A 25871-nucleotide genomic window follows, 5' to 3' on the forward strand; every position below is an offset into this window, starting at 1 on the left:
AATCTTCTTTTCGACCCTCGAGTGTGTTCGATCAACAGCACAGGACAACAGGCATGGATAGTTTTGTTTTGAGCACACGCGCCAAAGTGTCTGGTCAGAACAGTTTCGGTAATCGCACCGGCGCCGTTTCATATTTGAAAGTGTCCAGTGGCGCCACCGAACCCGCCCCCTCGGATCAGGTCAGTACCGTCAAACAGTGGCTGGATCTGATCGTCCAACAAGCGAACCCTCCAGGCACCAAACCCGGAAATGAACTGGATATTGTTTTTTTCGTTCATGGCTACAACACCGATTCAATAGAAGCACTCAAGCGCCAACGACTGGTCGAGAGCGAACTGAAAAAACGCAACTACAACTGCATGGTCATTGGCTTCGATTGGCCCAGTGCAGGCAGCGCTGAACTGTATCTGTATGACCGCTCCGAAGCTCAGAAAGCAGCCACGCTGTTAGTGACCGGCGGCATTATCCCGTTCGCCAACTACACGCTAAAAGACTGCCCCATAAACATCCACATCATGGCCCACTCCATGGGCGCCTTCGTGGTGCGTGAGGCGGTACGCGCAGTCGATAAAACTCGCAATGCGGACCTGGCCAATGACTGGCGCATCGGTCAACTGGTGTTGTTTGCGGCGGATATATCTTCAGAGTGCTTTGAGCTAAACAACTCGGACATGATTCCGATCTTCAACCACTGCGGCCGACTGACCAACTACTTCAGTGGTTACGATGAAGCGCTGGCCGTTTCAAATGTCAAAAACATAGACATCAGCTCACGCGTCGGACGCGTTGGCATGCCGGCTGATACGCCGGCGCACGAAAAGGCCGTCGACGTTGATTGCGGACCGCGTTACAAGGCTGTACCCGAAAGAACATTCAAGATCATCGACGGCATGATTTCCCACTCCTGGTACCTGGAGGATCCCGTCTGGTACGACGATCTCGCCTATACCCTGCAAGGGCAAATCGACCGCAACTCCATTCCGACCCGGATCTGGGTCAGTAAAAATGACTTTGTCTTGAAAACCTAGTTACCCGCCCGCCCCTAGTGCCGCATGCAAATCCAGCACCGGCAATGGCGAAGGCCGGTTCAATGCCCGCAACACCGGCGCATCGTAGCCATACACATCGGGCTTGAATGCCACTCGCCCGTCACTCTCCAGATCGACCGTCCAGTACGCCAACAACACCGGCACTTTCACCGGAAGCGAGATGTTCTGGGTCTTGCCATTGGCCAATTGTTTTTGAATACCAGCGCTGTTCCATTTAACCGGGTCATTGAACAACAGCTCAACCAGTTGCAGCGGGTTCTCTACGCGGATGCACCCCGAACTGGTCGCACGCACAGTTTTGGCAAACAACTCGCGGTGCGGTGTGTCGTGGAGGTAAATCGCATAGTCATTGGGGAAGCGGATCACCACTTGGCCCAACGAGCTGTCAGGGCCGGCATCCTGGCGCAGGGTGAGCCCACGCGGATTGCTCCAGTCAACGGATGACGGGTCGAGCACATTACCTTCTCGATCAAGTACTCGTATCCGGTTGCTGGCCAGGTAGCCTGGATTCGCTTTAACTTTTGGAAGTACGTCTTCTCTGAGGATCGTCGGCGGTACAGTCCAGGTCGGGTTAAACGTGATGTAAGTGATCTGCGCCTGAAAAATCGGTGTATTTCGAGCCGCTTTACCCACCTGCACGCGGGATCGCCAGATCGGCTTACCATCTCGGTACATCGCAACCTTGTAGCCAGCAATATCGACGATGACGAAAGTGCCCTTCAGTTTATAAAGCAGCCAGCGCGCCCGCTCCATGTTCACCCGAACCTGGTCGATACGCGCCTCAACAGGCACATTCAGCGCCTCCAGCGTAGTCGTCCCCGCCACTCCATCCGCGCCCAGGTATTGCTCGGTCTGATATTTCTTCACCGCTGCGGTAACGGCCCCGTCGTATTTCGTGCCGCGGCCCAATCGCGGATCAAGAAAGCCTGCCGCGACCATCCTCGCACGCAATTGTGCGACCGCGGGTTCGTCCATGCCGGGTTTGAGCGAATGGTCCACAGCCACTTTCGGCCAGCCGCCTCTATCCCGAATACCACGCAGTTGCGCCAATGCCTGACGCAAACTGACATACACCGCTTCTTGCGGTGGCGCCTGAGCAAAAGCACTCGCCACGTCGTGAGTGTCGAGAGCAGCGAAAGACGCGTTGAAGTCGTCACGGGAATCGATGCCGTTTGAGTCGAAATTCCAGAATTTATCGAGCCGCGAAGGGTCGACCTTGCCTCGGCGCAATTGCTGCAGCGCTGTAATGAAGGTGTGTGTGGTTGCGATATCAAACGCTGCCCGCTGCTCAGTCGTGGCCGTCAAGGCCTGTACCGAAGGCTGAGTCCGGACAATTTCTTCAATATGGAAATCTGCCGGGTTCAAACCGTCGGTTTGGGTGTCGTTCAAGCTTTTGATCAACTGCTCAACGTCGCTGTCATTCGTCCACGCCGCGCGATAGGCGCGATGGGTATAAAAATCCATGACCAGATGGCTGACATCTACCCGCCGATTGCGCTTCGACGTGAGCAATGGTGGAAACGCGGTTCTCATCGGCTCAAGCGAGGACTGAATCGTTTGAGCAACGTAGTCGTCCGGTGCAGCGTCCATAACGGTGCTTGGCGCAGTTACCGGCTCAATCGGCGAGGTTTCGGCGACTGCTGCACCGCTGATCAGAAAGCCCATAAAAAATATGCGGCTTATGACGAATAACCTTGTTAATTGCACCATAGATAATCCTTAATCTCCCGGATTCACCAGCGAGCTTCCCGCACACTGCTAGACTCGAACTTAACATGATGAGACATCTATATGGCGTTACTACGTTTTGGCCTTCCAATCGCGGCCCTGTTACTGACTGCAATGTCCGTACCATCAGCTTACGCCGATTCGCTTGCCGACGCCCTCATCAAAGCCGCGCCCGGTGCCAACGCCAAGATGATTGACCTCGCGGTCCGCGCTTCAACATGCAGCATCGTTCAAGGCGCAGCCCCTGTCCAAAGGCTTGCTGTCATCGACTATTCCCTGCCTTCGACCGAACAACGACTGTGGGTGTTCGATCTAAAGAAACGCAAATTACTGTTCCATGAACTGGTGGCCCACGGTCGAAACAGCGGCGAGAACATGGCCGTTAACTTCTCCAATAAAAACGAAAGCTTCGCCACCAGTCTCGGCTTGTACCGCACACAGTCAAGTTATGTCGGGCAAAACGGCTACTCATTGCGCATGGAAGGCCTGGAGCCGGGCTTCAACGACAACGCGTTTGACCGGGCGATCGTGATTCACGGCGCCCCGTATGTCAGCCCAATGCTGGCCCGCGTGAATGGCCGGATAGGTAGAAGCCTCGGTTGCCCGGCAGTCAGGCCGGCGATTGCGCATCAGTTGATTGATTCGATGAAAGATGGGCAGTTGTTGTTTTCTTATTATCCGGATCAGCGGTGGTTGAAGACTTCGTCTTACATCAATTGTGGAAGTGAGACCGTCGCGTCGGCGTCCAAACAAACCATTCGCAAGTGAACAGCGCATAAACCTGCCAAAGCGGTAATCCCCCCTCAGTCTCCGGAAAGGCCGCATTCGTTAGTCTCGCCGTCAACTTCATGTTGGCGGACCGAGAATAACGGCATGTGCTCCCCTCACTTCAAGACGCACCATTGTTCAAACCCCGTGCGGTATTTAGTGTTTATTATCCGTTCGGAGGCGGCTCTGCGTTACCGCTTAGCCGATAAGATTCCATCTAAAAGTCCGAGAACAATGAAGACCATTAAAAACACAATGATGCTCAGCGGTTTGCTCGTTCTATCGTTTGGCATACGGGCAGCCCCCTCTCATCTGGACAGCGTCATACAGCAAGGCCAGCTTCGCGTGTGCACCACAGGCGATTACAAACCCTACACCTACAAAGCCGAAAACGGCGAATACTCTGGCATCGACATCGCTATGGCCCAGTCATTGGCGGACAGCCTGGGCGTCAAGGCTGAATGGGTGCAGACCACCTGGAAAACCTTGATGCCCGACATGTTGGCGGGCAAATGCGACATCGCCATGGGAGGGATCTCGGTCACCCTGGAACGGCAGAAAAAAGCTTTCTTCAGCACCACACTGGATATCGATGGCAAAATCCCGCTGGTGCGCTGCGAAGATCAGGCGCTTTACCAATCCGCCGAGCAAATTAACCAGCCCTCAGTGCGCCTGATTGAACCGGCCGGTGGTACTAACGAAGCGTTTGTTCACGCCTTCCTGCCCAAGGCGCAACTGAGCCTTCACGACAACGTGACCATCTTTCAGGAACTGCTCGATAAAAAGGCTGACGTGATGATTACCGATGCCTCGGAAGCGCTTTACCAACAGAAACTCAAACCCGGTTTGTGCGCGGTTAACCCAAGTCAGTTTATGCAATATGGGGAAAAGGCTTACCTGCTGCCGCGCGAAGACATCACCTGGAAGTTGTATGTCGATCAGTGGCTGCACTTGGCCAAGGTGACAGGCAATTACCAAAAAGTCCTGAGCCAATGGATAGCGACACCCGAGACTAAATAGCCGCTATATGCCGCGACCCATCTCCCGTAGCAGATGGCGAAGCCTGCGTCCGACTGCGCAGCAGTTGCCACCCCAAAAGCGCAGGGCACGTCAGGCAAAACTCAAAACGGCGGAAACACTTCCGCCGTTAATCGCCGTGCAACATACCTGAACTGTACTCGCCGAAACTGTTGCCAAGCGCGCTGCCATGGAAATTCATCTTACTAGGGTTGTTGGTGGGCCCCGGGCCAAAACCAGCAGACGGCAGGTTGGCTTCCGAGTATTCGCTATGGGTGCTCACACCCGAACAGGCGCTCAACAACAACGCACCACCGATCAGCACGACTTTGACGAGATTCGAGATCATTTTTGAGTTCCCCTGTGATTTGAAAGCGCGGCAATACGACCTTAAGTTGTCATCCTAGGCGGCAATCCCTGCGGACATTATGAAACATCACGTGGCGACAGCATTGGTTCAGGTATGGCGGTTACTGGATGGGGAAACGGGTGTTCCAGGCAGACAGGAACCTGCACGGGTTCGCTCTTTTTCATTCACGCCTTTGGCTCGAAACGCCAACAGCCCCTAAGCTCAGCTGATGGCGTTCATGCGACCCAATGTGTCATCGAATATGAGCTACAGCGCCGATACTCATCGTACTCAATCAACCGATAGAGTTCCTACATGTCCTTCTCGGTGTTGCGTCTTGTCGGCTTCATCCTGGGGATATTTCTGATAGCCCTGGCCGTGAGTATGACCATCCCCATACTGACATTAACAATTTATGGCCGTCACGAAGGGGTCCCCGCCTTTCTCTGGTCGAGCCTGATTACCTTCACCTGCGGCTTGGTGTTGATCGTCAAAGGCCAGTTTGAGAAAACACAACTGCGAGCACGGCACATGTACTTTCTGACAACGATCAGTTGGGTGGTCATCTGCGCCTTCGCTGCTCTGCCGTTGGTGCTTCTGCACCGAATCAGCTACACCGATGCTTTCTTCGAAACCATGTCGGGAATTACCACCACCGGCTCCACTGTCATCACGGGCCTGGACACCGCATCGCCCGGCTTGCTGATCTGGCGCTCGATGTTGCAATGGCTGGGAGGCATCGGTTTTATTGGCATGGCCGTGGCCATTCTGCCCTTGTTGCGGGTCGGCGGCATGCGCCTGTTTCAGAGCGAGTCCTCTGACTGGTCGGATAAGGTCACGTCGCGCTCGCATATGACTGCACAGTATATTTTCGCCATCTATATCGGCATCACCTTGGCGGGCTGGTTAGCATTCTGGCTTGTCGGGATGACCTCGTTCGAAGCCGTCAATCATTCCATGTCCTTGATTTCAACCGGCGGCTTTTCGACCTCCGATGCCTCTCTGGCACATTGGTCGCAACCCGCGATCCACTGGGTCGCAGTGGTGATCATGATGCTTGGCAGTATGCCCTTCACGCTGTATGTCTCCACCTTGCGTGGCGACAAGATGGCGCTGTTCAAGGATCAACAAGTTCGGGGTTTTGTCGGCTTGCTGGTCATCACCTGGCTGGTGTTAGGGACCTGGTTGCACTTCAACAGCGACTTTGCCTGGTGGGACGCTATACGCATCTCCGCAGTCAACGTGACGTCGGTAGTTACCACCACGGGCGTCGCCTTGGGTGACTACACAACGTGGGGTAGCTTTTCCGTGATGCTGTTTTTCTACCTGACATTCGTCGGAGGCTGCTCGGGCTCCACTGCTGGTGGCTTGAAGATCTTCCGCTTTCAAGTGGCATACTCGCTGCTGCGCAACAACCTTGAACAATTGATCCATCCACGTGCAGTCATCCCCAAAAAATACAACGACCATCCAGTGGACGAAGACATTGTCAGGTCGCTGCTGACATTTTCTTTCTTTTTCAGCATCACCATCGGCTGCATCGCGGCGGGCCTGGCATTGATCGGTCTAGACTGGACCACTGCGCTGACCGGCGCTTCCACGGCCGTTTGCAACGTGGGCCCGGGATTGGGGACGATCATTGGCCCGGCCGGCAACTTCGCCACGTTGCCGGACGCTGCGAAATGGCTACTGACAATCGGCATGCTGCTGGGCAGACTGGAAATTCTTACCGTGCTGGTGCTGCTGACCCCGGCGTTCTGGCGATTCTGAAGCCGAGCAATGGCCAGGCCCAGAGAAATCAGCCTCCGTGAGTGATGCTGAGCACATGCTCAGGACTAACGCAGCAGTCTGTCTGCGCCCCACAAGCCCAATCCTGATAAACTCCCCCTCTCCCAGCCTCACCCATTCCAGATCCCCCAATGCCCCCAATCACCGCCACACCCGCCCCACTCTCCCGCCGCTTCTCCGTCGCGCCTATGATGGATTGGACCGATAGACATTGCCGCTTCTTCCTACGCCTATTGTCTAAAAACGCCCTCCTCTACACCGAAATGGTCACCACCGGCGCGCTCCTCAACGGCGATCACGATCGTTTCCTGCGTCACAACAAAGCCGAACACCCGCTCGCCCTGCAACTCGGTGGCAGTGTCCCGCTGGACCTGGCCGCCTGCGCCCGCATGGCGCAGGAGCATGGCTACGACGAGGTGAACCTAAATGTCGGCTGCCCAAGCGATCGGGTGCAGAACAACATGATCGGTGCGTGCCTGATGGGGCATCCGCAGTTGGTGGCTGATTGCGTGAAGGCGATGCGTGATGCGGTGTCGATTCCCGTGACAGTGAAGCACCGTATCGGGATTAATGGTCGGGACAGTTATGAGCAATTGTGTGATTTCGTCGGTACGGTTCGGGATGCCGGATGTACGAGTTTTACGGTGCATGCTCGGATTGCGATTCTGGAGGGGTTGTCGCCGAAGGAGAACCGCGACATTCCGCCCCTGCGTTATGACGTGGCGGCGCGGTTAAAGACGGATTTTCCGGAGTTGGAGATTATTCTCAACGGCGGGATCAAGACGCTTGAGGACTGTCACGAGCATTTGCAGACGTTCGACGGTGTAATGCTGGGCCGTGAGGCGTATCACAATCCTTACGTGATGGCTGAGGTGGATCAGCAGCTGTTTGGCAGCACGGCACCGGTGATCACTCGGGCCGAGGCGCTCGCGCAGTTGCGGCCTTATATCGCCGCGCACATTGATGGGGGTGGTTCGATGCACCATATCACCCGGCATGTGCTGGGGCTGGGCACCGGGTTTCCAGGGGCGCGCAAGTTTCGGCAGTTGTTGTCGGTGGACATTCACAAGGCTAAAGAGCCTTTGTCGTTGCTGGATCAGGCGGCGGAGTTGTTAGAGGGGCGCTAACAGTCGCCCGGGTTGAACCTGTGCGCTGATTTGGCATCGTATTTACCGACACCATGTCCCACCATTCAAACAGCCGTTTTCAGGTTGTTGCCGCTGGGACCATCGATACGTACATGCGCCCTTGAGTGGCTGTCAGCGCTCGGGTAATGTCATTAGACCCACAGGACAGAGCACGCCCATGACTTCCAAGCTGGAACAACTTAAACAAATGACCACCGTGGTTGCCGATACCGGCGACTTCGAAGCAATCGCTCGCGTCAAACCGGTGGACGCTACCACCAACCCTTCCCTGCTGCTCAAAGCCGCGGCTATCCCTGCGTATGCCGAATTGCTGGACGCCTGCGTTCACGACTGTAAAGGCGATGTGGGCCTGGCCAGTGACCGTTTCGGTGTTGCGGTCGGGCAAGAGATTCTGAAGGTTGTACCGGGCCGTATTTCCACCGAAGTGGATGCGCGCCTGTCGTTCGACACTGACGCCGTATTGAAACGTGCGCACCGCCTGATTGAGTTGTATGACAAGGCCGGCATTGGCCGTGACCGTGTGCTGATCAAGATCGCCTCCACTTGGGAAGGCATCCGCGCGGCGCAAACGCTGGAAAAGGAAGGCATCCAGACCAACCTGACGCTGTTGTTCTCCTTTGCTCAGGCGGCGGCGTGTGCCGATGCGGGCGTGTTCCTGATCTCGCCGTTCGTGGGCCGGATTTACGACTGGTACAAAAAAGCCAACGGCAATGACTACACCGGCGCGGATGATCCGGGCGTGCAGTCGGTGACGCGGATTTACAACTACTACAAGGCCAATGACTACAAGACTGTGGTGATGGGCGCGAGCTTCCGTAACCTGAGCCAGATCGAGCAGTTGGCAGGCTGTGATCGCCTGACCATCAGCCCGGACCTGTTGGAGAAGCTGGCAGCGGATACTGGCAAGCTGGAGCGCAAGCTGGCGCCTGGGCATGCCGGTGAAGCGCGCTTGAGCTTGAATGAAGCGCAGTTCCGTTGGTTGTCCAACGAAGATGCAATGGCAACTGAGAAACTGGCTGAGGGTATTCGACAGTTTGCTCGAGATCAGGAGAAGCTGGAGGCGCTGTTGCAGGCCAAGCTGTGATCTAGCTCAAGGCAATGCAAAAAGGGTGAACCCCTGGTGGGTTCGCCCTTTTTTGTGCCCGTGTCCCGTCCTGAATAAGGTTTACACCTTCTGACCCATTATCAGGAGAGAGTAATGAATACGGGAGAAAGGCGCAGTCAGCGTGATTACACGCTGACCTTTAAATTGTCGGTCGTCGATCAGGTCGAAAAAGGCGAGTTGAGTTATAAAGAGGCTCAAGAGCGCTATGGCATTCAGGGTAAAACGACCGTACTGAACTGGTTACGCAGGCATGGTCGGCAGGACTGGAGTCAAGGCGCGTCCATTCGCTCCAAGAGACCCCGTTCCATGGATGAGCCCGATAAACCGCTGACACCCGAGCAGCGAATCAAAGAGCTTGAAGAAAAGCTTGCCCAAGCCAACCAGAAAGCTCAATTTTTCGAAGCCGTCGTTGATGTTTTGAAGAACGACTTCGGTGTTTCTGTCGTAAAAAAGCGATCCGGCAAGTCCTCTCCCAAGGGCAGATCCAAGACCTGAGCATTAGTCGGGCTTGCCAGTTCATAGGGATTTCCCGTCAGGCGTATTACAAGCGCAACCGGGCGTGTGATGCCCGGGCCCGTCATGCCCAGGAAGTGATGGGGTTCGTGAGGGAAAAGCGACTTAGGCAACCGCGCCTTGGCACCCGAAAACTTCACAATCTAATGCGCACTGAGCCAGAAGTGTCCGTAAAGGTTGGTCGAGACCGTTTATTCGATATCTTGCGAGATCGGCGCGAACTGGTTCCCCGCAGACGGGCCTATCACAAAACGACAGACAGCCATCATCGCTTTCGCCGGCATCCAAACCTGCTCAAAGATGGGCCGATTCAGGTAGTCGCCAAGGCGCCAGAACAAGTATGGGTTGCGGACATCACCTACTTACCGACGCAAACGGGTGTGGCTTATCTGAGTTTGATCACCGATGCGTACTCTCGAAAAATCGTGGGGCACCATGTCCATGAAAGCTTGCACACCGAATCGGTGATCCAGGCGTTCAACAAAGCCCTCAAGCAGCGGACAACGGAACAACGCCTGGTGCATCACTCGGACAGAGGCGTCCAATACCGCTCCGAGCTTTATCAGCGGCTGCATGCCAAGTACGGCATCACCTGCTCAATGACCGATGGCTACGACTGCTACCAAAATGCATTGGCTGAGCGTGTGAATGGGATTTTGAAGAACGAGTTATTGCTACATCGCCCCAAAGATTTTGCAGAGGCCATCCGGATGGTGGACGAGTCGGTGCAGATCTATAACAACGAGCGGCCTCATCTGTCGCTGAAATACAAAACGCCCGATGCGGTGCATCGGGCGTTTTGAGGCTGAAACAGGTGTAAACCTATTTCAGGACTAGACACCGGGTGGCTTGGCTTGGCACCTAGTGAATGATGACAGTTATGACGCCATCGCGGGCAAGCCCGGCTCCCACAGGGAATTTGTGGTGGATTACGACGTAGGTCTGTGTGGGAGCTGGCATACCTGCGATGGGGCCCGTAAGACCCACATCACTATAAGCCTAATCAGTGACGCTCCAGCGCATTCACCAGATCATGAAACGCTTCGCGATTGTGGTCATTCAGCCCCATGAGGATTTTGTGTGCTTCGAGGACTTTAATCCGCACCACTTCTTCGGACTGGTCCTGGTCTGGCAGGTCGTCCAGGCATTCCGGGCATGGCACGGGCTGGTCAACAATGTTGAACACCTGCTCGAAGCCCATGGACTCCAGTAGACGGGTGATGTCTTCGTGGGTGGTGACGACGGTCGGCAACAGGCCGACCTTTTGCCGCGACAGGATCGACAACTTGGCCAGCAGGCCAAGGGTCGTGCTGTCGATGCTGCGGGTTTCGGTCAGGTCGATCACGATCGCGTTGAAGTTCAGCGCAGTGAAGATCCGATCAATAGTCGCATCCAACGCCGAACACAGGGTCAGGCGAACTTCACCGACGAATTTCAGGACGAAAGTGCCATCCTGCTCGGCGAACTGGATTCTACCGGTACTCATTAAAGATTCCTGCTCAACACCAACAGGGCGATATCATCCGGCATCTCCCCAAGCGTGGCCAATCCAAAAACCTGCCGCAGCCCATCCAGGGTGCCGCCCGCAGCCTTGACCCGTTGGGGCAACGCCGCTTCTTTTTCTTTGAGTGTGGGTTCTGGCAAAAGGTCCAGAATGCCATCAGACATCAGCGTCAGGCTGAATGTCGACGGCAGTTCCAGCACGTGGTCTTCGTAGGAGGCCTCATTAAAAAGGCCCACCGGCAGACCGCGCCCTTCCAGATAACGAACACTGTCTGGCGTGTACAACACAGGCAACGGCAAATGACCACCGATGCTATAGGTCAACAAACCTGTCTCCTCGTCGATGACTCCACCGACCATTGTGACGTGTTTGCCCAGCTTACAACTGATCAGGCCTCGGTTGATATGACCAAGGACCTCTGAAGGCTTGAATTCCGGCAATGTACCGCTGCGCTTGGATTCGAACAGCAAGCGCGTGGTCATGAACTTCAGCAGCACGGTAACGAAGGCTGAAGAAGCGCCATGCCCGGAAACGTCTGCCAGGTAGAAAGCTACCCGACGCTCGTCGACCCGAAAGTAGTCAACAAAATCACCCGACAGGTACAACGACGGGATGATCTGGTGTGCAAACTGGAACTCGTCGATGGTCCAGGGGCTGACCGGCAGCATGTTCATCTGCACCTGGCGACCGGCGTTCTGGTCTTCCTGGAGCAGGTTCAGGCTGGCAGCGAGCTCACGGTTGGCCTTTTCCAGCTTCTCGCGGTAACGCTGGTTTTCCAGCAGGAGACGCGCGCGATCCAGGGCTCGACGAACAGAATGTTCGAGCACAGCCAGATCTTCGAGAGGCTTGATCAGGTAATCCGCCGCGCCCAGGCGCAACGCCTCGACCGCGTCGTTCATCACGCCGGCACCGGAGACCACAATCACAGGGGTTTGCGGAGACCGCTCAGTGACCTGGCGGATAAGTTCGAGTCCGCCCATCTGCGGCATGCGCAGATCGCAGATGACCAAGTCGGGCTTGTCTTGCTCGAATACCTGAAGACCCTGCTGGCCATTGCTGGCCTGCAGGACACTGAAACCACTGTCTTCCAAATAGGCCGCGAGACTCGCGCGCACTACTTCGTCATCATCGATTATCAGCAGCGTGGCACTGGTTTTTGGCATGTGGGCAAACGGCGCCAGAATTAGGTTGGCGTAGCAGGCAGGGGCTTTAGCCCGGCTCACACTACTGGATTCGCTTTCTAGCCACTCTGCTGCACCGTTTTCGAGCGCTTGCCCTACTCACACGTACACCAGAGGTGCCCTTCTAAGGCGCAGACGGTACTCCCATCCGCGGGGCGTTTCAAGCTCACGCCGATGGTCGCTTGGCGTCTTTAGTTGTCAAATCACTGGGAGTTATAAGAACAGACAATTCCGTAACTCAATGGAAGGATCGAACCCATGAGCCAAACCGGTCGGGACTACAGCGAAAAGCGCGGTTTCATACACATACGAGGATGCCAAGGGGGTAGGGGCGAAGCCATTTGGACAGTGAGAATCAGAAACTGGGGCTTACAATCTTGAAAATGAAATAAGCCGGATCCAAACGAAAGAAGGCGACCCAAAGGCCGCCTTCTTCGTATTACCGATCGAAATTAAAAATCGTCTTCGACCTGGCCGTCTTTGACTTTGAATTCGCGGTTCTGCAAGTACGCATTACGAATAAAGGTGTACTTGTCACCGGTGATCAGCTTCTCGCTCGACAGCAAGCTGGCGCGCGTGTCGACGATGTTCAGGCCGAAGACAGAGTTACGCACCGGCACGTCGTTGATGTACGGGTACGGGCCGGTGTAGCCGTCAACGACCTTGGAAGGCGCATCACGCACAGTACTAGGCCCCAGCAATGGCAGCATCACGTAAGGACCGCTACCGACACCCCAATAGCCGAGGGTTTGACCGAAGTCTTCGTCGTTGCGGTGCAGGCCCATCTTGGTGCCCACATCGAAAAAGCCCAGCACGCCGAACGTGGTGTTGAAGATGATGCGTGCCGTATCAGTGCCTGCGGCGGTCGGTTTAACCTGCAGAATATCGTTCACCAGATTGGTGACATCACCGACGTTGCGGAACATGTTGTGGATGCCGTCTTCCAGGAACTGCGGCGTTATGAACTCATAACCCTGAGCAATAGGCTTGAGCGCATAAGTGTCTATCACATCGTTGAACTTGAAGATCGGACGGTTAACGCTTTCCCAAGGGTCGTCTTCCGAAGCAGCCTGAGCTACAAACGGAACCAGCAACACACTGGCACACATACAAAGCTGAGCGAAATGTTTGCTCCAGCGCATAGAAAAACTCCTTGGATTATTACTGGCACGAGCACTTGGCCCGGGCGTTAAGCTGGTTAGTATAAGTCGGAAAAGCCGATTGATGCAGCATCGCGCGCATTCGCCTACAGATGAATAGTCCTGATTGAGAGCGCTTCACACCAATGTCACTCAACTGTCACTGACGCCGCATAGCCTTGTCACTATTTCAGGGATGTTGATATGCCAAACGCTGAAACCTTGCCCATTGCAGCACCCGGTTTGACCGCCGTCTTGTTCGGCCTCAGCGGTTGCCTGGTGGATTTCGGCGCCCGCACGCGCCAGCACGGGGTTTATTCTGCGGAGCACGCCGAGGCCACTCCCGGTGCGCTGGATAGCCTGCGCAGTTTGCAGCGCCAGCAAATTCCCTGCGCCTGGCTCGATGAATTACCCCCTGCCCTCAGCCATTCTCTGGCCGTTACCCTGCCTTCCTGGATCAGCTCTTCGAAACACTCCGCAACAATTAACCCATGGCCCGCTCCGAACGCTTGCTGGCAAGCCCTGATGGCGTTGAATGTCGAACGTCTGGATGGCTGTGTGCTGGTCAGCGGCGAACCACGGTTGCTGCAATCGGGCTTGAATGCCGGATTGTGGACGATCGGTCTGGCGTCCTGCGGCTCGCTCTGCGGCTTCGCGCCCAGTGAATGGCATACGTTGAGTCAAAAAGAACGCGAGCACTTGCGCGGCAAGGCGACGATGCAGTTATTCGGTTTGGGCGTGCATTCGGTGATCGATCATCTGGGCGAACTCGACACCTGCCTGGCCGATATCAGCCTGCGCCGGCTCAAGGGCGAAAAGCCCTGACCGAGATCATGCAGGTTGTGCACAAGTGGATTAATCTAAAGGTCAGCCATAGACCTTTGGCGCGAGGCTGCGGTCTATGCCAGTGCCTATTGATAAAAGGAAGAACGTCATGCCTGCCCGCGAACTGCAAGAACAGCTCAATACTCTGCGCGAGCAATTGGAACAGAATCCACCGCTGTCCGAATCCGAACGTGAAAACCTGCATGAACTGATGCAACAGATCGAACTCAAGATTGAGCTCGAGTCCAAGACCCAGGACGCCAGCCTCGCCGACGGTGTCAACCTGGCCGTCGAACGCTTCGAACTCGAGCACCCAACCCTGGCCGGCACCCTGCGCAACATTGCGCAAGCCTTGGGCAATATGGGCATCTGAACCCGCCAAACGCAAAAAAGCCCCGCTAGCGATAGCGGGGCTTTTTCATATCCGGGATTTGCAATGCAATCCCCTACAGGAGCGAGCCTGCTCGCGATGGCTGAGTGTCAGGCGACATCGATGTTGAATGAGCCATTGCTATCGCGAGCAGGCTCACTCCCACAGGGGATGCTTTATTGACGGGCCAGGCGGTGGTTCGGCAGTTGAACCGTTTCGGTACTGCGATACGGGTTGATATCCAATCCGCCACGGCGCACATAACGCGCATACACCGTCAATTTCTCTGGTTTCAACAACCGCTGCAGATCGAGGAAAATCCGCTCCACGCACTGCTCATGAAAGTCCGAGTGCTGACGGAAGCTCACGATGTATTCCAGCAAACTCGCGTGATCCAGCGCCGCGCCACGGTACTCCACCGCCACGCTGCCCCAGTCCGGCTGACTGGTAACCGGGCAGTTGGATTTGAGTAAATGACTGTGCACGCTCTCTTCGACAATGCGCGACTCATCGCAACGCAGCAGTTCCGGGCGCGGTTGCTCGTAGTTGCTGACGCTGATGTCCAGATCATCGATGCATACGCCCGGCAACGCGACAACGCCTTCGGCTTCCACGTCTTTGAGGCTGCGAATGCGTACGCCAACCGGCTTGCCTGCGGCCGCCGACAGGTCTTTGACCAGCGTCGCTTCCAGGCTCGCCGTATCGGCAAACGCCGTCTGGTTCAGGGAATTCAAGTACAGCTTGAACGACTTTGATTCGATGATGTTCGGCGAATCCGCCGGGATGCTGAACTCGCCAATCGCCACCACGGGCTTGCCGGACGGCAACAGCCACGACAGCTCGAAGCAGTTCCAGAAATCCACGCCCTTGTATGGCAGGTTTTCAGCCGTCAGGCCCAGCTCGGCCCATTTCGCCGTGCGCGGAATAGGGAACAGCAAGGACGGCGTGTAAGTGGCGATGTATTCGCTGGATTTGCCCAGCGGCGAGTGTTCGGCTGCGGGATGCATGGCGGAAACCTGACTGAAGAATCAGCGGATTCTACCAGCCTTTGCTCCCGCCATTGAACGCTTACTGACTGACAGTCAACTTGCCGACCATGCCGGCCTGATAATGGCCGGGGATATTGCAGGCAAACTCCAGGCTGGTGGCCTTGGTGAAGGTCCAGGTCAGTTCCGCCGTTTTGCCCGGCTCGACGAGGACGCTGTTCGGGTCATCGTGTTTCATCGTTCCATGATCCATGCCAGCCATTGAACCGTGGTCCATTTTCTTCACGCCTGTAGGCGTCAGCATGCCGCTCTGCTGCATCTCCAACATTTCCTGCTGGTGTTTGGCATGCATCGCCGCGTCCCCCAGGTTGAATTCGTGCAGCAACTGGCCTTTATTCACCAGCACAAAGCGAATCGTCTCACCGGCCTTGATCTCGATGGCCTTGGGAGTAAACGACATATCGCCCATCACCACTTCAACACTGCGAGTCGCCTTGGCCGCCGCAGCAGGTTGGCCGAAGTCGAAGGTCTGTGCCGGTGCAGCCCAGACCGGCGAACTAAACGCCAACAAACACACCACCGGCAGCAAAGATTTGCGCAAAAACATCGTCGTACTCCAACAAGATAAGGTTCAGCCTGTGGAAAACTCTAAACTGCGGCCGCTGCCCGCAACCTGACAGCCAGATTACAACTTTGTCAGGTTGATCTGTATCCACGCTGCCCACGGTATAAAGCATTCGTTCCATTTGCCTAGAGTCGCCCATGAAATTGCTGATCGTCGAAGACCAACCAAAAACCGGCCACTACCTGCGTCAGGGCCTGAGCGAGGCCGGCTTCAACACCGAACTGGTGGCCGACGGCAACACCGGACAACAACTGGCACTGAGCGGTGACTACGCGTTATTGATTCTCGACGTGATGCTACCCGGCCGAGATGGCTGGCAGATTCTGCAAGCGGTGCGCGGTGCCGGCTTGGACACGCCGGTACTTTTTCTGACAGCCCGTGACGCGGTGGAAGACAGAGTCCACGGCCTTGAACTCGGTGCCGACGATTATCTGGTCAAACCGTTCGCCTTCTCCGAGCTGCTGGCCCGAGTCCGCAGCCTGTTGCGTCGTGGCAACGCCTCGTCGCAGGAAACCAGTTTGCAACTGGCCGATTTGCGCCTGGACCTGATTCGCCGCCGCGTTGAGCGCAGCAGTCAGCGCATCGACCTGACGGCCAAGGAATTCGCCCTACTGGAAATGCTCCTGCGTCGTCAGGGCGAAGTCCTGCCCAAATCGCTGATCGCCTCTCAGGTCTGGGACATGAATTTCGACAGCGACACCAATGTGATCGAAGTCGCCATCCGCCGTTTGCGCCTGAAAATCGACGATGAATTCCCCAACAAATTGATCCACACCGTGCGCGGCATGGGTTACGTCCTTGAAGAGCGCTCAGCCTGATGCGGCATCTTTCGTTAAGCAGCCGTCTGGCGTTGCTATTTGCGGCCTGCACGGCAGTGGTTTCACTGTTCGCCGGGGTGTTGTTCAGCCGCGCCAGTGAAGCGCACTTTGTCGAGCTTGATCAGCAGCTACTGGACGGCAAGCTGATTGGTTTACGCCGGGCACTTCACGATATTCAATCCAGCGACAGCCAAATCAGACTCGCGGATGAATTGAGCCGGCAGGCCGATTTGTCGCTACGCATTACCGGCAGCGATGGCCAGCGCTGGTATGACAGCTCCGCACAAATGCCGGACAAGCTCCCGCAAAAAACGGGTTTATCGACCCTGAACGACGACGGCACCGACTACCGCGTGTTGAACGCGCCGTTATTTGTCGACAAACCTGACTCCCCACAACTGACCTTGCTGCTGGACATCACCCATCACCAGCACTTTCTGCAACGCATGCAGCATCTGATCTGGCTGACCGTTGGATTGTCAGCCTTGGCCACGGCCCTTCTCGGGGCTTGGGCGGCACGCAGCGGGTTGCGCCCGTTGCGGCGCATGAGCGCGGTCGCCCGCGGCGTTTCGGCGCAATCACTGAATGCGCGTCTGCCCGAAGAGAACATGCCGCCCGAACTCGCAGAAATGGCCCACAGCTTCAACGCCATGCTCGGACGCCTTGACGACTCGTTTCAACGGCTCTGCGCGTACTCCGCTGACATCGCCCATGAACTGCGCACGCCGTTATCCAACCTTCTGACCCACACACAGGTCACCCTCACCCTCCCCCGCCCCATCGAGGATTACCGCGAGGCACTGCACAGTAACCTCGAAGAGCTGCAATGGATGGCGCAACTGGTCAAGGACATGTTGTACCTGGCCAAGGCCGATCACGGACTGCTGACGCCCAAGCGTGAACCGCTGGAACTGGCGGAGGAAACGGATCTGTTGCTGGAGTTTTTTGCGCCACTGGCTGAAGACGCCAGGGTGACACTGAATCGTGAAGGTAGTGCGCGCATGGAGGGTGACCGCAGCATGCTGCGGCGGGCGCTGTCCAATCTGCTGGACAACGCGTTGCGGTTTACGTCTACCGAGGGTGAGGTTCGGGTGCGGATTGTTGATCAGGTTAAAGGGTTGAGTCTGACGGTTGAGAACAGTGGCGACAGTATTGAAGGGGCGTTGCTACCGCGTTTGTTTGACCGGTTTTATCGAGCCGATCCGGCGCGCCAGGAAGGCAGCAGTGAGCATGCAGGGTTGGGGTTGGCGATTACTCAGTCGATCATTCGTGCCCATGGTGGGCAGATTCGTTGCGAATCGGAGAAGGGGTGGACGCGGTTTGTGATTGAGTTGCCTAAGAGAGATTGAGGCCAACAGGTCTGGCCGCATCGCGAGCAGGCTCGCTCCCAAAATGTCCGAGTTGAACCACATTTTGTGATCGACTCCAAACCCTGTGGGAGCGAGCCTGCTCGCGATGGCGACTTCAGGAGTTACGAATACCGCAACGCGTGAGCCGGCTCGATCTTCGCCGCACGCCACGCCGGGTACACGGTGGCAAGAAAACTCAAGATAAACCCCGCCGAGCAAATCAACAGCACATCCCCGCCCTGCAATTCCGAAGGCAGGTTGCTGACGAAATACACATCCGAACTGAAGATGTGCTGCCCGCTCACCCGCTCGATCCAGCCCACCAACTGACTGACGTTCAACGCCGCAATCACTCCAAGCACGCCGCCGATCAAGGTCCCGACAATCCCGATCACCGTCCCCTGGACCATGAAGATCGCCATGATCTGCCCCGGCGTTGCGCCAATGGTGCGCAGGATCGCGATGTCCGCGCCTTTGTCGTTCACCACCATAATCAAGGTCGCGATGATGTTGAACGCCGCCACCGCGACAATCATCAGCAACAGCAGGCCGATCATGGTCTTTTCCATTTTCATCGCGCTGAACAGACTGCCCTGGGTGTGGGTCCAGTCGTCAGCCTTGTACGCGGCGCCCAAACCGCTGGCAATGTCGCTCGACACTTGCGGCGCGGCGTACAAATCCTTCACCGCCAGACGCACGCTTTGTACCTGATTAGGCTCCCAATGCTGCATCTGCGCGGCATCGGCGACGTGGATCAATGCCATCGAACCGTCCAGATCAGCACCGACCTTGAACACACCGACCACGTTCAAGCGCTGCATGCGCGGGGTAATCCCGCCCGGTGCGTTGCTGACTTCCGGCACAATCAGGGTGAGTTTGTCACCGACGTTCAAACGAAAACGACGCGCAGTTATCTCGCCGATAACCACACCGAATTCGCCCGGTTTCAAGGCATCGAGACGCCCCTGAACAATGTGCTGGGCAACGATCGACACCTTGCCTTCCTGCGCCGGATCGACGCCGCTGACCTGGATCGGCTGCATCATGCCCTTATAGGACAGCATGCCTTCCATCTCGGTGAAAGGCACGGCCGCCGTCACTTGCGGATTTTTCATCGCGGCCGCTGCGACAGGCTGCCAATCGTCAATCGGGTTTACGCCGACGATGGTGGCGTGCGGCACCATGCCGAGGATGCGCGAGCTCATTTCGCGCTGAAAACCATTCATGACCGACAACACCACAATCATCGCCAGCACGCCGAGGGCGAGGCCGATCATCGAAGTCATCGATATGAAGGAAACAAAGCGATTGCGGCGCTTGGCGCGGGTATAGCGCGCGCCGATAAAGATCGATAACGGTCTGAACATTCGCTGGGGCACCGTATAAAAATAAAAGACCCGGCGTACCGTCCGGTACGTCGGGTTTCGCTCATTCAGATGGGTGTCAGGCAACCTTCCTGCAAATGCAGGACGCGATCCATCTGACGGGCCAGGTTCATGTCGTGGGTCACCACCAGGAACGCAGTGCGCATCGACGTGCTCAGTTCCAGCATCAAATCCTGAATGCCCTGGGCGGTGTGGGAGTCGAGGTTGCCGGTCGGCTCATCAAGCATCACCAGGCCTGGATTGTTCACCAGGGCACGAGCGATAGCCACACGCTGGCGTTCACCACCGGACAATTCGGCCGGTTTGTGTTCCAGACGATGACCCAGCCCTACCCGCTCCAGCAACGCTGTCGCACGCTGACGCGCTTGCGGGATCGCAGTCTTGCCGATCAGCAACGGCATGCAGACGTTTTCCAGCGCGGTGAATTCCGGCAGCAAGTGGTGGAACTGATACACGAACCCGAGGGCGCGGTTACGCAACAAGCCTCGATTTTTCTCGCTCAACGCCGAGAGTTCTTCACCGTCGAGCCAGACGCTGCCCTTGGTCGGCGTATCAAGCCCCCCCAGCATATTGAGCAAGGTGCTTTTGCCGGAGCCCGACTTGCCGACAATCGCCACGCGCTCACCCGGATGCAGTTCCAGTTGCAGACCGGCCAGAACCTCAACCGACTCAGGGCCTTCCTCGTAGGATTTGCCCAGGTTGCGGCAGCTCAAGATTGCTTTATCACTCATACCCGACTCACTCATAACGTAGCGCCTCCGCAGGCTGGGTGCGCGCGGCACGCCAGGCTGGATACAGGGTGGCGAGGAAACTCAGGACCAACGCGGCGCCGCAGACCATCAAGACGTCCTGGCTCTGCACTTGCGACGGCAGGTAATCGATGAAGTACACGTCGGCGTTGAGGAATTTATGGCCAATCAGGCCTTCGAGGGCCGAAATCGCGGCACTGACGTTCAACGCGGCGAAGATCCCGACCGCGGCGCCAATCAGTGTCCCGACCACCCCGATGACAGTGCCCTGCACCATGAAGATCGCCATGATCGTGCGCGGCGTTGCGCCCAATGTGCGCAAAATTGCGATGTCGCCCTTCTTGTCGTTCACCACCATCACCAGTGTGGAAATGATGTTGAACGCAGCAACGGCGACGATCAGCAGCAACAGCAACCCGATCATGGCTTTTTCCATGCGGATCGCCTGATACAGATTGCCATGGGTGCGCGTCCAGTCGCGGGCGTAGAAATGGTCTTCACCGAGCTGCTGGGCGATGCTCCACGCGGTGCGCGGCGCCTGGAACAGGTCGTCGAACTTCAGGCGAATGCCCTGCACCTGATCCGGTTTCCAGCGGTGCAGCCGGGCCAGATCCTGCAAGTTGGTGATGCCCAGATAACCGTCCAGCTCACCGGCGCCAACATGGAAAATGCCGACCACGGTAAAGCGTTTCATGCGCGGGAACATGCCGGCCGGGGTCACGGTAACTTCCGGCGCGACAAACGTCAGCTTGTCGCCGATGGCGGCGCCGAGCTTGGCCGCGGCCTTGTCGCCGATGACAATGCCGAATTCACCCGGAACCAGATCGTCGAGTTTGCCCTGCTGCATGAAGTTATCAATGATCGAGACGTTGCGCTCCAGCGCAGGGTCGATGGCATTGAGCAGGACTTTGGAGACTTTGCCGTTGTTGGTCAGCAAACCCTGCATCTGAGTGAACGGCGCTACGGCCGTCACTTGCGAGTTTTTCTTGACCTTGGCCGCCAGACTTTGCCAGTCGCTGATCGGCTCACCGGACTCGATGGTCGCGTGGGGCACCATGCCCAGCACGCGGGTGCGCATCTCATGATCGAAGCCGTTCATGACCGACAGCACGACAATCATCACCACCACGCCGAGGGCGAGTCCGATCATCGAGGTCAGGGAAATGAACGACACAAAATGATTGCGACGCTTTGCACGGGTATAACGCGTGCCAATAAATACGAAGAGAGGTCTGAACATGTCGGGGCTTGTTCGGAGGGAAAAGGAACGTCCTTGTGGCGGGGGTCGATAACCAGCTTTACACTCAGACCACCGCCGCTACCATGGGTTCGCCATGTCGACATTAGATGAAGAAGATCGCCGCGAATACTACCGTATCGAGGACACGATCGCACTGGAAATTCGGACCCTGTCTGCTCCCGAGGTCGCAGGCCAGGAAGTGTTGCAGGATGCGTCTCCACTGTTCAATTTGCTCAGTGAGCTACACTTGAGCGAATTCGAGTCGCAGCACCTCTTACGCCAGATCAGTGAGCGCGACCGCAACCTCGCGGCATTCCTGAAATCCCAGAACAAACGCATCGATTTACTGAGCCAGGTGATCGCAATCACTGTGCTTGGGCAGATCGGCGAGCCCCAGCCCGTGGTCATTTCCGAAGGCGGCATCGAGTTCCTGCATCCAACGCCTCTCGCCGTGGGCGCGCACCTGTCGGTCAAGCTGGTGCTGATGCCGCAAGCCCTCGGCCTGCTGCTGCGAGCCCGAGTCATCCATTGCGATCGCAAGGCTGACAGCTTTGATGTCGGCACCGAGTTCGAACGCCCGACCGATGCTCAGCGGCAGTTGTTGGCCCGCTACATTTTGCAGAAACAGGCCCAGGAACGACGACTGGCCCGTGAAAACGAATCAGGCATTTAATTTAAGGAAGAACCGTGACCCTCATCTACGGACATCGCGGCGCCAAGGGCGAAGCACCGGAAAACACCCTGACCAGCTTTCAGGAATGCCTCAAGCACGGCGTACGCCGTTGCGAGCTGGACCTGCACCTGTCCATGGACAACGAGCTGATGGTCATCCACGACCCGACACTCAAGCGCACCACTGAGCGGCGCGGCAAGGTCGTCGAGCATACGGCGGCCGATCTGGTGACTTATGACGCGCGCAATGGCGGCCCAGGCTGGATCAAACCCTGCCCGATCCCGACGCTGGAAGAATTGTTCGAGAAGTGCGACTTCGATCACTGGCAACTGGAAGTCAAAAGCGCCTCACGCACCCGCGCGGCGACAACCGTGCTGGCGATTCGTGAAATGGCTCAGCGATTCGGCCTGCTCGACAAAGTCACCATCACCTCAAGTTCACGGGAAGTGCTCAAGGCCGCGCTGGACCTGGTGCCGGACGTGTCTCGCGGATTGGTGGCCGAGTACGCCTGGCTCGACCCGCTGAAGGTTGCGCAAAGCTATGGCTGTGAAATTCTGGCGTTGAACTGGACGCTGTGTACGCCGGAACGCCTGCAGAAGGCGCAGCGTCAGGGGCTGCATGTATCGGTGTGGACAGTCAACGAGCCCGCGCTAATGCGCAGACTCGCCGACTTCGGCGTTGACAGCCTGATTACAGACTTTCCCGGTTTGGCCAGCGCCACGCTCGAGAATTGCTGAAATCGGTCTCCCCGGCCGGCTCAGGCCACCGGCCGGAGCCGCTCAAAAAAGCCGGTTGAGGCCATCGTACGCCGCTACCCGATAGGCTTCAGCCATGGTCGGGTAGTTGAACGTCGTGTTGACGAAATACTTCAGCGTGTTCAGTTCGCCCGGCTGGTTCATGATCGCCTGACCGATGTGCACGATTTCCGACGCCTGATAACCGAAGCAGTGAACGCCCAGCACTTCCAGGGTTTCGCGGTGGAACAGGATCTTCAGCATGCCCTGAGGCTCACCGGCAATCTGCGCCCGCGCCATGCTCTTGAAGAACGCCTTGCCCACTTCGTACGGCACCTTGGCCTGCGTCAGCTCCTGCTCGTTCTTGCCGATCGAGCTGATCTCAGGAATGGTGTAGATACCGGTCGGAACGTCATTCACAAAACGCCAGCTGCCATTGTCGACGATACTGCCGGCGGCCGAACGACCTTGGTCATGTGCGGCACTCGCCAGGCTCGGCCAGCCAATCACGTCACCGGCGCCGTAAATGTTCGGTACGCAGGTGCGGTAGGCCTCATCCACTTCGATCTGGCCACGGCTGTTGACCTTCACGCCGATGTTTTCCAGACCCAACTGATCGGTGTTACCGGTACGACCGTTGCACCAGAGCAAGGCATCGGCCTTGATCTTCTTGCCGGACTTGAGGTGCAGGATCACACCGTTGTCCACGCCTTCGACGCGGTCGTAGTCTTCGTTGTGGCGAACCGTGATGTTGTTGTTGCTGAAGTGGTAGCTCAACGCCTGGGAAATTTCCGAGTCGAGGAAGCTCAGCAACTGACCGCGGTTATCCACCAGCTCAACCAGTACACCCAGACCACTGAAGATCGAGGCGTACTCGCAACCGATCACGCCAGCGCCGTAAACGATGAGTTTGCGCGGGGTGTGGCCGAGGCTGAGGATGGTGTCGCTATCGTAGATACGCGGGTGGTGGAAATCGATGTCCGCCGGGCGATAAGGGCGCGAGCCGGTGGCGATGATGATGTGTTTGGCCACCAGCTTTTCGACCACACCGTTGGCGCAGACCACTTCGATGGTTTGCTCGTCGGCGAAGCTGCCGGTGCCGAAGAACACGTCGACGCGGTTACGGGCGTAGTAACCAGTGCGCGAAGCGACTTGTTTGGAAATGACTTTCTCGGCGCTTTTCAGTACGTCCGGAAATGAGAACCAGCGCGGCTCACCAATGGCCCGGAACATGGGGTTGGTGTTGAACTGCATGATCTGCCGGACCGAGTGACGCAGTGCCTTGGACGGGATGGTACCCAAGTGGGTGCAGTTGCCGCCGACCTGACGACGGCTATCGACCATCGCCACCTTGCGCCCTGCTTTGGCGGCATTCATTGCCGCGCCTTCTCCCGCCGGGCCGGAACCCAGCACCACCACGTCGTAGTTGTAGACAGCCATGCGTACTCCTCAGAACAGGCCGCGGCGCCATCGGCACCCTGCGGCTAAATCACGCCGATCTGTGGCGTGAAGGAACAATTTGGGGCCAATGCAGAACCCGGACACAGTCTATAGAAGCGTCAACGCCGCGCACATTAACCCTTGGTCGTGTCGTAGGCTAGTTTTGCCTGCACTACAACGCCAGTTTTCGTATTGTCCTCAGTCAGTTTTTGCGCCACTGAGTCGCTCGAAAGCCTGGTTGGTTCGTGTGACGAAACCGGTATCGGCACGAATCACAAAGAATGCACCGATGTCATGCGCCTGGGCATAGTCCCAACCCTGTTCAGGGCCGAGAATCAGCAACAGCGTCGATAGTCCATCAGCCATCAGCGCTGAAGGATGAATCACCGTGACTGACGCCAGAGCGTGTAGGACCGGCGCACCGGTACGCGCATCGAAGGTGTGGGAATACCGCCTTCCGCCCTGCTGAAAATAGTTGCGATAGTCGCCGGAGGTGGACACGCCATATCCGTCGACAGCGATAATTTTCTGCGCAACCTGCTGATCATCCCGAGGCTCTTCGAGGGCAACACGCCAAGGTGAACCGTCAAGTTTTTTGCCGGCAGCCTTGAGCTCACCAGTGGCTTCGGCGAGATAATTGTGGATGCCCATGGCGTCGAGTTTTGCGGCAATGGTGTCGACGGCATAACCGGCCGCGATGCTATTGAAGTCAACTTCGACGGCGGCATCCTTACAAAGCTGTTCGCCTTCAATGCGCAGGTGCTGGTAACCAACGCGCTGCCGCACTTCGGTCAGTGCTTGAACGGTCGGGACTTTTTCCTCTCGCGCCTGCGGGCCAAATCCCCACAGGTTGAGCAGCGGTTCTACTGTCAGGTCGTAGGAGCCTTCGCTTTGCTCTGACAGCTGCTCACCGAGACGGACCAATTTGAGGATGGGCGCGGGCATTTTCTGACAGCGATTGGCGGGGAGATCATTGAAGCGCTCGATGTCTGAGTCGCTGCGATAGGTCGACATTTGTTGATCGACGTCAGCAAGGATTTTTTCGACTTCGGTCTGTACCTCTTTCGGGGCTGGAAGTCCCGCGCGGCGCACGTATTTGATCGAATAAGTGCTGCCCATGGTGGGGCCGCCGAAGCTTTCCATAGAGTCGCTGTTGCCGCAGCCTGACAACGCGCCGAACAGCAAAAAGAAAACACCCTGCCACCTATTCAACAATTCCTACTCCCCCCAAGCCACCCCAGACACAACGCCAAGATCAGCCATTATGCGATAGAACTGTGGGAGCGAGCTTGCTCGCGATAGCGGTGTATCTGGCGACATTGATATCAACTGACAGAGCGCAATCGCGAGCAAGCTCGCCCCCCACATCGGATCTGCGTCGTAGCTGA

The 25871-nt window shown here is 56.9% G+C and carries 25 protein-coding genes; 13 read left to right on the forward strand and 12 right to left on the reverse strand.

The features are described from left to right. Positions 1–23: 23 nt before the first annotated feature. Entirely contained in the window at positions 24–1028 is a 1005-nt protein-coding gene (locus AC3ISI_RS19230) for an alpha/beta hydrolase (protein WP_489333338.1), read from the forward strand. Here the strand turns inward: AC3ISI_RS19230 and AC3ISI_RS19235 are convergent, their stop codons facing one another. Continuing rightward, complete coding sequence (locus AC3ISI_RS19235; protein WP_489333339.1) at positions 1029–2759, reverse strand: L,D-transpeptidase family protein; 1731 nt, start codon at positions 2757–2759, stop codon at positions 1029–1031. 81 nt (positions 2760–2840) lie between these two features. Here AC3ISI_RS19235 and AC3ISI_RS19240 point away from each other — a divergent pair, with 81 nt between their 5' ends. After that, positions 2841–3545 (forward strand): murein L,D-transpeptidase catalytic domain family protein, encoded by a 705-nt coding sequence (locus tag AC3ISI_RS19240; RefSeq protein WP_489333340.1) that lies wholly within the window; start codon positions 2841–2843, stop codon positions 3543–3545. Between the two features lie 234 nt (positions 3546–3779). Beyond that, on the forward strand, positions 3780–4565 hold the full coding sequence (locus AC3ISI_RS19245) for a transporter substrate-binding domain-containing protein (RefSeq protein WP_489333341.1): 786 nt from the start codon (positions 3780–3782) through the stop codon (positions 4563–4565). A 127-nt stretch (positions 4566–4692) separates the two neighbouring features. On the opposite strand, the gene AC3ISI_RS19250 is transcribed toward AC3ISI_RS19245, so the two are convergent. Beyond that, on the reverse strand, positions 4693–4911 hold the full coding sequence (locus AC3ISI_RS19250) for a hypothetical protein (protein ID WP_489333342.1): 219 nt from the start codon (positions 4909–4911) through the stop codon (positions 4693–4695). Between the two features lie 315 nt (positions 4912–5226). On the opposite strand from AC3ISI_RS19250, the gene AC3ISI_RS19255 reads away from it, so the two are divergent. From AC3ISI_RS19255 to AC3ISI_RS19270, 4 genes are all read left to right on the forward strand, one after another. Beyond that, on the forward strand, positions 5227–6681 hold the full coding sequence (locus AC3ISI_RS19255) for a TrkH family potassium uptake protein (RefSeq protein ID WP_489333343.1): 1455 nt from the start codon (positions 5227–5229) through the stop codon (positions 6679–6681). Positions 6682–6830: 149 nt separating this feature from the next. After that, positions 6831–7826, forward strand: coding sequence for a tRNA dihydrouridine(20/20a) synthase DusA (dusA, locus tag AC3ISI_RS19260; protein ID WP_489333344.1), 996 nt, complete (start codon positions 6831–6833; stop codon positions 7824–7826). 178 nt (positions 7827–8004) lie between these two features. Beyond that, on the forward strand, positions 8005–8931 hold the full coding sequence (tal, locus tag AC3ISI_RS19265; RefSeq protein WP_489333345.1) for a transaldolase: 927 nt from the start codon (positions 8005–8007) through the stop codon (positions 8929–8931). Positions 8932–9045: 114 nt separating this feature from the next. Further along, positions 9046–10268 (forward strand): IS3 family transposase gene (locus AC3ISI_RS19270; RefSeq protein WP_489333346.1). Its coding sequence is split into 2 segments (ribosomal slippage): positions 9046–9397 and positions 9397–10268, totalling 1224 coding nucleotides; the frame shifts between segments, so codons are not numbered across the junction. 200 nt (positions 10269–10468) lie between these two features. Here AC3ISI_RS19270 and rssC read toward each other — a convergent pair. The 3 genes from rssC to AC3ISI_RS19285 all read right to left on the reverse strand — a co-directional run bounded on the left by rssC (position 10469) and on the right by AC3ISI_RS19285 (position 13292). After that, on the reverse strand, positions 10469–10951 hold the full coding sequence (rssC, locus tag AC3ISI_RS19275; RefSeq protein WP_007943680.1) for an anti-sigma factor antagonist RssC: 483 nt from the start codon (positions 10949–10951) through the stop codon (positions 10469–10471). Then, positions 10951–12132, reverse strand: a complete 1182-nt coding sequence (gene rssB, locus AC3ISI_RS19280; protein WP_489333347.1) for a two-component system response regulator RssB — start codon at positions 12130–12132, stop codon at positions 10951–10953. The genes rssC and rssB overlap by 1 nt, the downstream gene beginning before the upstream one ends. Positions 12133–12602: 470 nt before the next feature. Beyond that, positions 12603–13292, reverse strand: coding sequence for an MlaA family lipoprotein (locus AC3ISI_RS19285; RefSeq protein WP_489333348.1), 690 nt, complete (start codon positions 13290–13292; stop codon positions 12603–12605). Between the two features lie 201 nt (positions 13293–13493). Between AC3ISI_RS19285 and pcrP the strand changes: the two genes are divergently transcribed. Both pcrP and AC3ISI_RS19295 read left to right on the forward strand, forming a co-directional pair. Continuing rightward, positions 13494–14114 carry an HAD superfamily inactivated hydrolase PcrP gene (gene pcrP, locus AC3ISI_RS19290; RefSeq protein WP_489333349.1) on the forward strand — a complete coding sequence of 207 codons (621 nt, stop codon included), beginning with the start codon at positions 13494–13496 and terminating at the stop codon, positions 14112–14114. A 109-nt stretch (positions 14115–14223) separates the two neighbouring features. Beyond that, the gene (locus tag AC3ISI_RS19295) at positions 14224–14487 is read left to right on the forward strand and encodes a DUF4404 family protein (protein WP_489333350.1); all 264 of its coding nucleotides are present in this window, start codon (positions 14224–14226) and stop codon (positions 14485–14487) included. A gap of 173 nt (positions 14488–14660) precedes the next feature. On the opposite strand, the gene queF is transcribed toward AC3ISI_RS19295, so the two are convergent. Both queF and copI read right to left on the reverse strand, forming a co-directional pair. Next, positions 14661–15491 (reverse strand): NADPH-dependent 7-cyano-7-deazaguanine reductase QueF, encoded by an 831-nt coding sequence (queF, locus tag AC3ISI_RS19300; protein WP_489333351.1) that lies wholly within the window; start codon positions 15489–15491, stop codon positions 14661–14663. Positions 15492–15552: 61 nt separating this feature from the next. Then, complete coding sequence (gene copI, locus AC3ISI_RS19305) at positions 15553–16077, reverse strand: copper-resistant cuproprotein CopI (RefSeq protein WP_489333352.1); 525 nt, start codon at positions 16075–16077, stop codon at positions 15553–15555. 155 nt (positions 16078–16232) lie between these two features. Here copI and AC3ISI_RS19310 point away from each other — a divergent pair, with 155 nt between their 5' ends. Then, complete coding sequence (locus tag AC3ISI_RS19310) at positions 16233–16913, forward strand: heavy metal response regulator transcription factor (protein ID WP_489333353.1); 681 nt, start codon at positions 16233–16235, stop codon at positions 16911–16913. After that, on the forward strand, positions 16913–18262 hold the full coding sequence (locus tag AC3ISI_RS19315; RefSeq protein ID WP_489333354.1) for a heavy metal sensor histidine kinase: 1350 nt from the start codon (positions 16913–16915) through the stop codon (positions 18260–18262). The genes AC3ISI_RS19310 and AC3ISI_RS19315 overlap by 1 nt, the downstream gene beginning before the upstream one ends. Positions 18263–18384: 122 nt before the next feature. Here the strand turns inward: AC3ISI_RS19315 and AC3ISI_RS19320 are convergent, their stop codons facing one another. From AC3ISI_RS19320 to AC3ISI_RS19330, 3 genes are all read right to left on the reverse strand, one after another. After that, the gene (locus tag AC3ISI_RS19320) at positions 18385–19629 is read right to left on the reverse strand and encodes a lipoprotein-releasing ABC transporter permease subunit (protein WP_489333355.1); all 1245 of its coding nucleotides are present in this window, start codon (positions 19627–19629) and stop codon (positions 18385–18387) included. Positions 19630–19694: 65 nt separating this feature from the next. Further along, the gene (gene lolD / locus AC3ISI_RS19325) at positions 19695–20378 is read right to left on the reverse strand and encodes a lipoprotein-releasing ABC transporter ATP-binding protein LolD (RefSeq protein WP_489333356.1); all 684 of its coding nucleotides are present in this window, start codon (positions 20376–20378) and stop codon (positions 19695–19697) included. A 7-nt stretch (positions 20379–20385) separates the two neighbouring features. Next, the gene (locus tag AC3ISI_RS19330) at positions 20386–21636 is read right to left on the reverse strand and encodes a lipoprotein-releasing ABC transporter permease subunit (protein WP_489333357.1); all 1251 of its coding nucleotides are present in this window, start codon (positions 21634–21636) and stop codon (positions 20386–20388) included. 94 nt (positions 21637–21730) lie between these two features. Here AC3ISI_RS19330 and AC3ISI_RS19335 point away from each other — a divergent pair, with 94 nt between their 5' ends. Then, the gene (locus tag AC3ISI_RS19335) at positions 21731–22309 is read left to right on the forward strand and encodes a PilZ domain-containing protein (protein ID WP_489333358.1); all 579 of its coding nucleotides are present in this window, start codon (positions 21731–21733) and stop codon (positions 22307–22309) included. A 14-nt stretch (positions 22310–22323) separates the two neighbouring features. After that, positions 22324–23046 carry a glycerophosphodiester phosphodiesterase gene (locus AC3ISI_RS19340; RefSeq protein ID WP_489333359.1) on the forward strand — a complete coding sequence of 241 codons (723 nt, stop codon included), beginning with the start codon at positions 22324–22326 and terminating at the stop codon, positions 23044–23046. A gap of 42 nt (positions 23047–23088) precedes the next feature. Here the strand turns inward: AC3ISI_RS19340 and sthA are convergent, their stop codons facing one another. Then, a complete protein-coding gene (gene sthA / locus AC3ISI_RS19345) occupies positions 23089–24483 on the reverse strand; it encodes a Si-specific NAD(P)(+) transhydrogenase (protein ID WP_007984277.1) in 1395 nt (464 codons plus the stop codon). A 198-nt stretch (positions 24484–24681) separates the two neighbouring features. Next, complete coding sequence (locus tag AC3ISI_RS19350) at positions 24682–25668, reverse strand: FAD:protein FMN transferase (protein WP_489337753.1); 987 nt, start codon at positions 25666–25668, stop codon at positions 24682–24684. Positions 25669–25871 lie beyond the last annotated feature (203 nt).

The sequence above is a fragment of the Pseudomonas sp. GL_139_B genome (genome assembly GCF_057834475.1).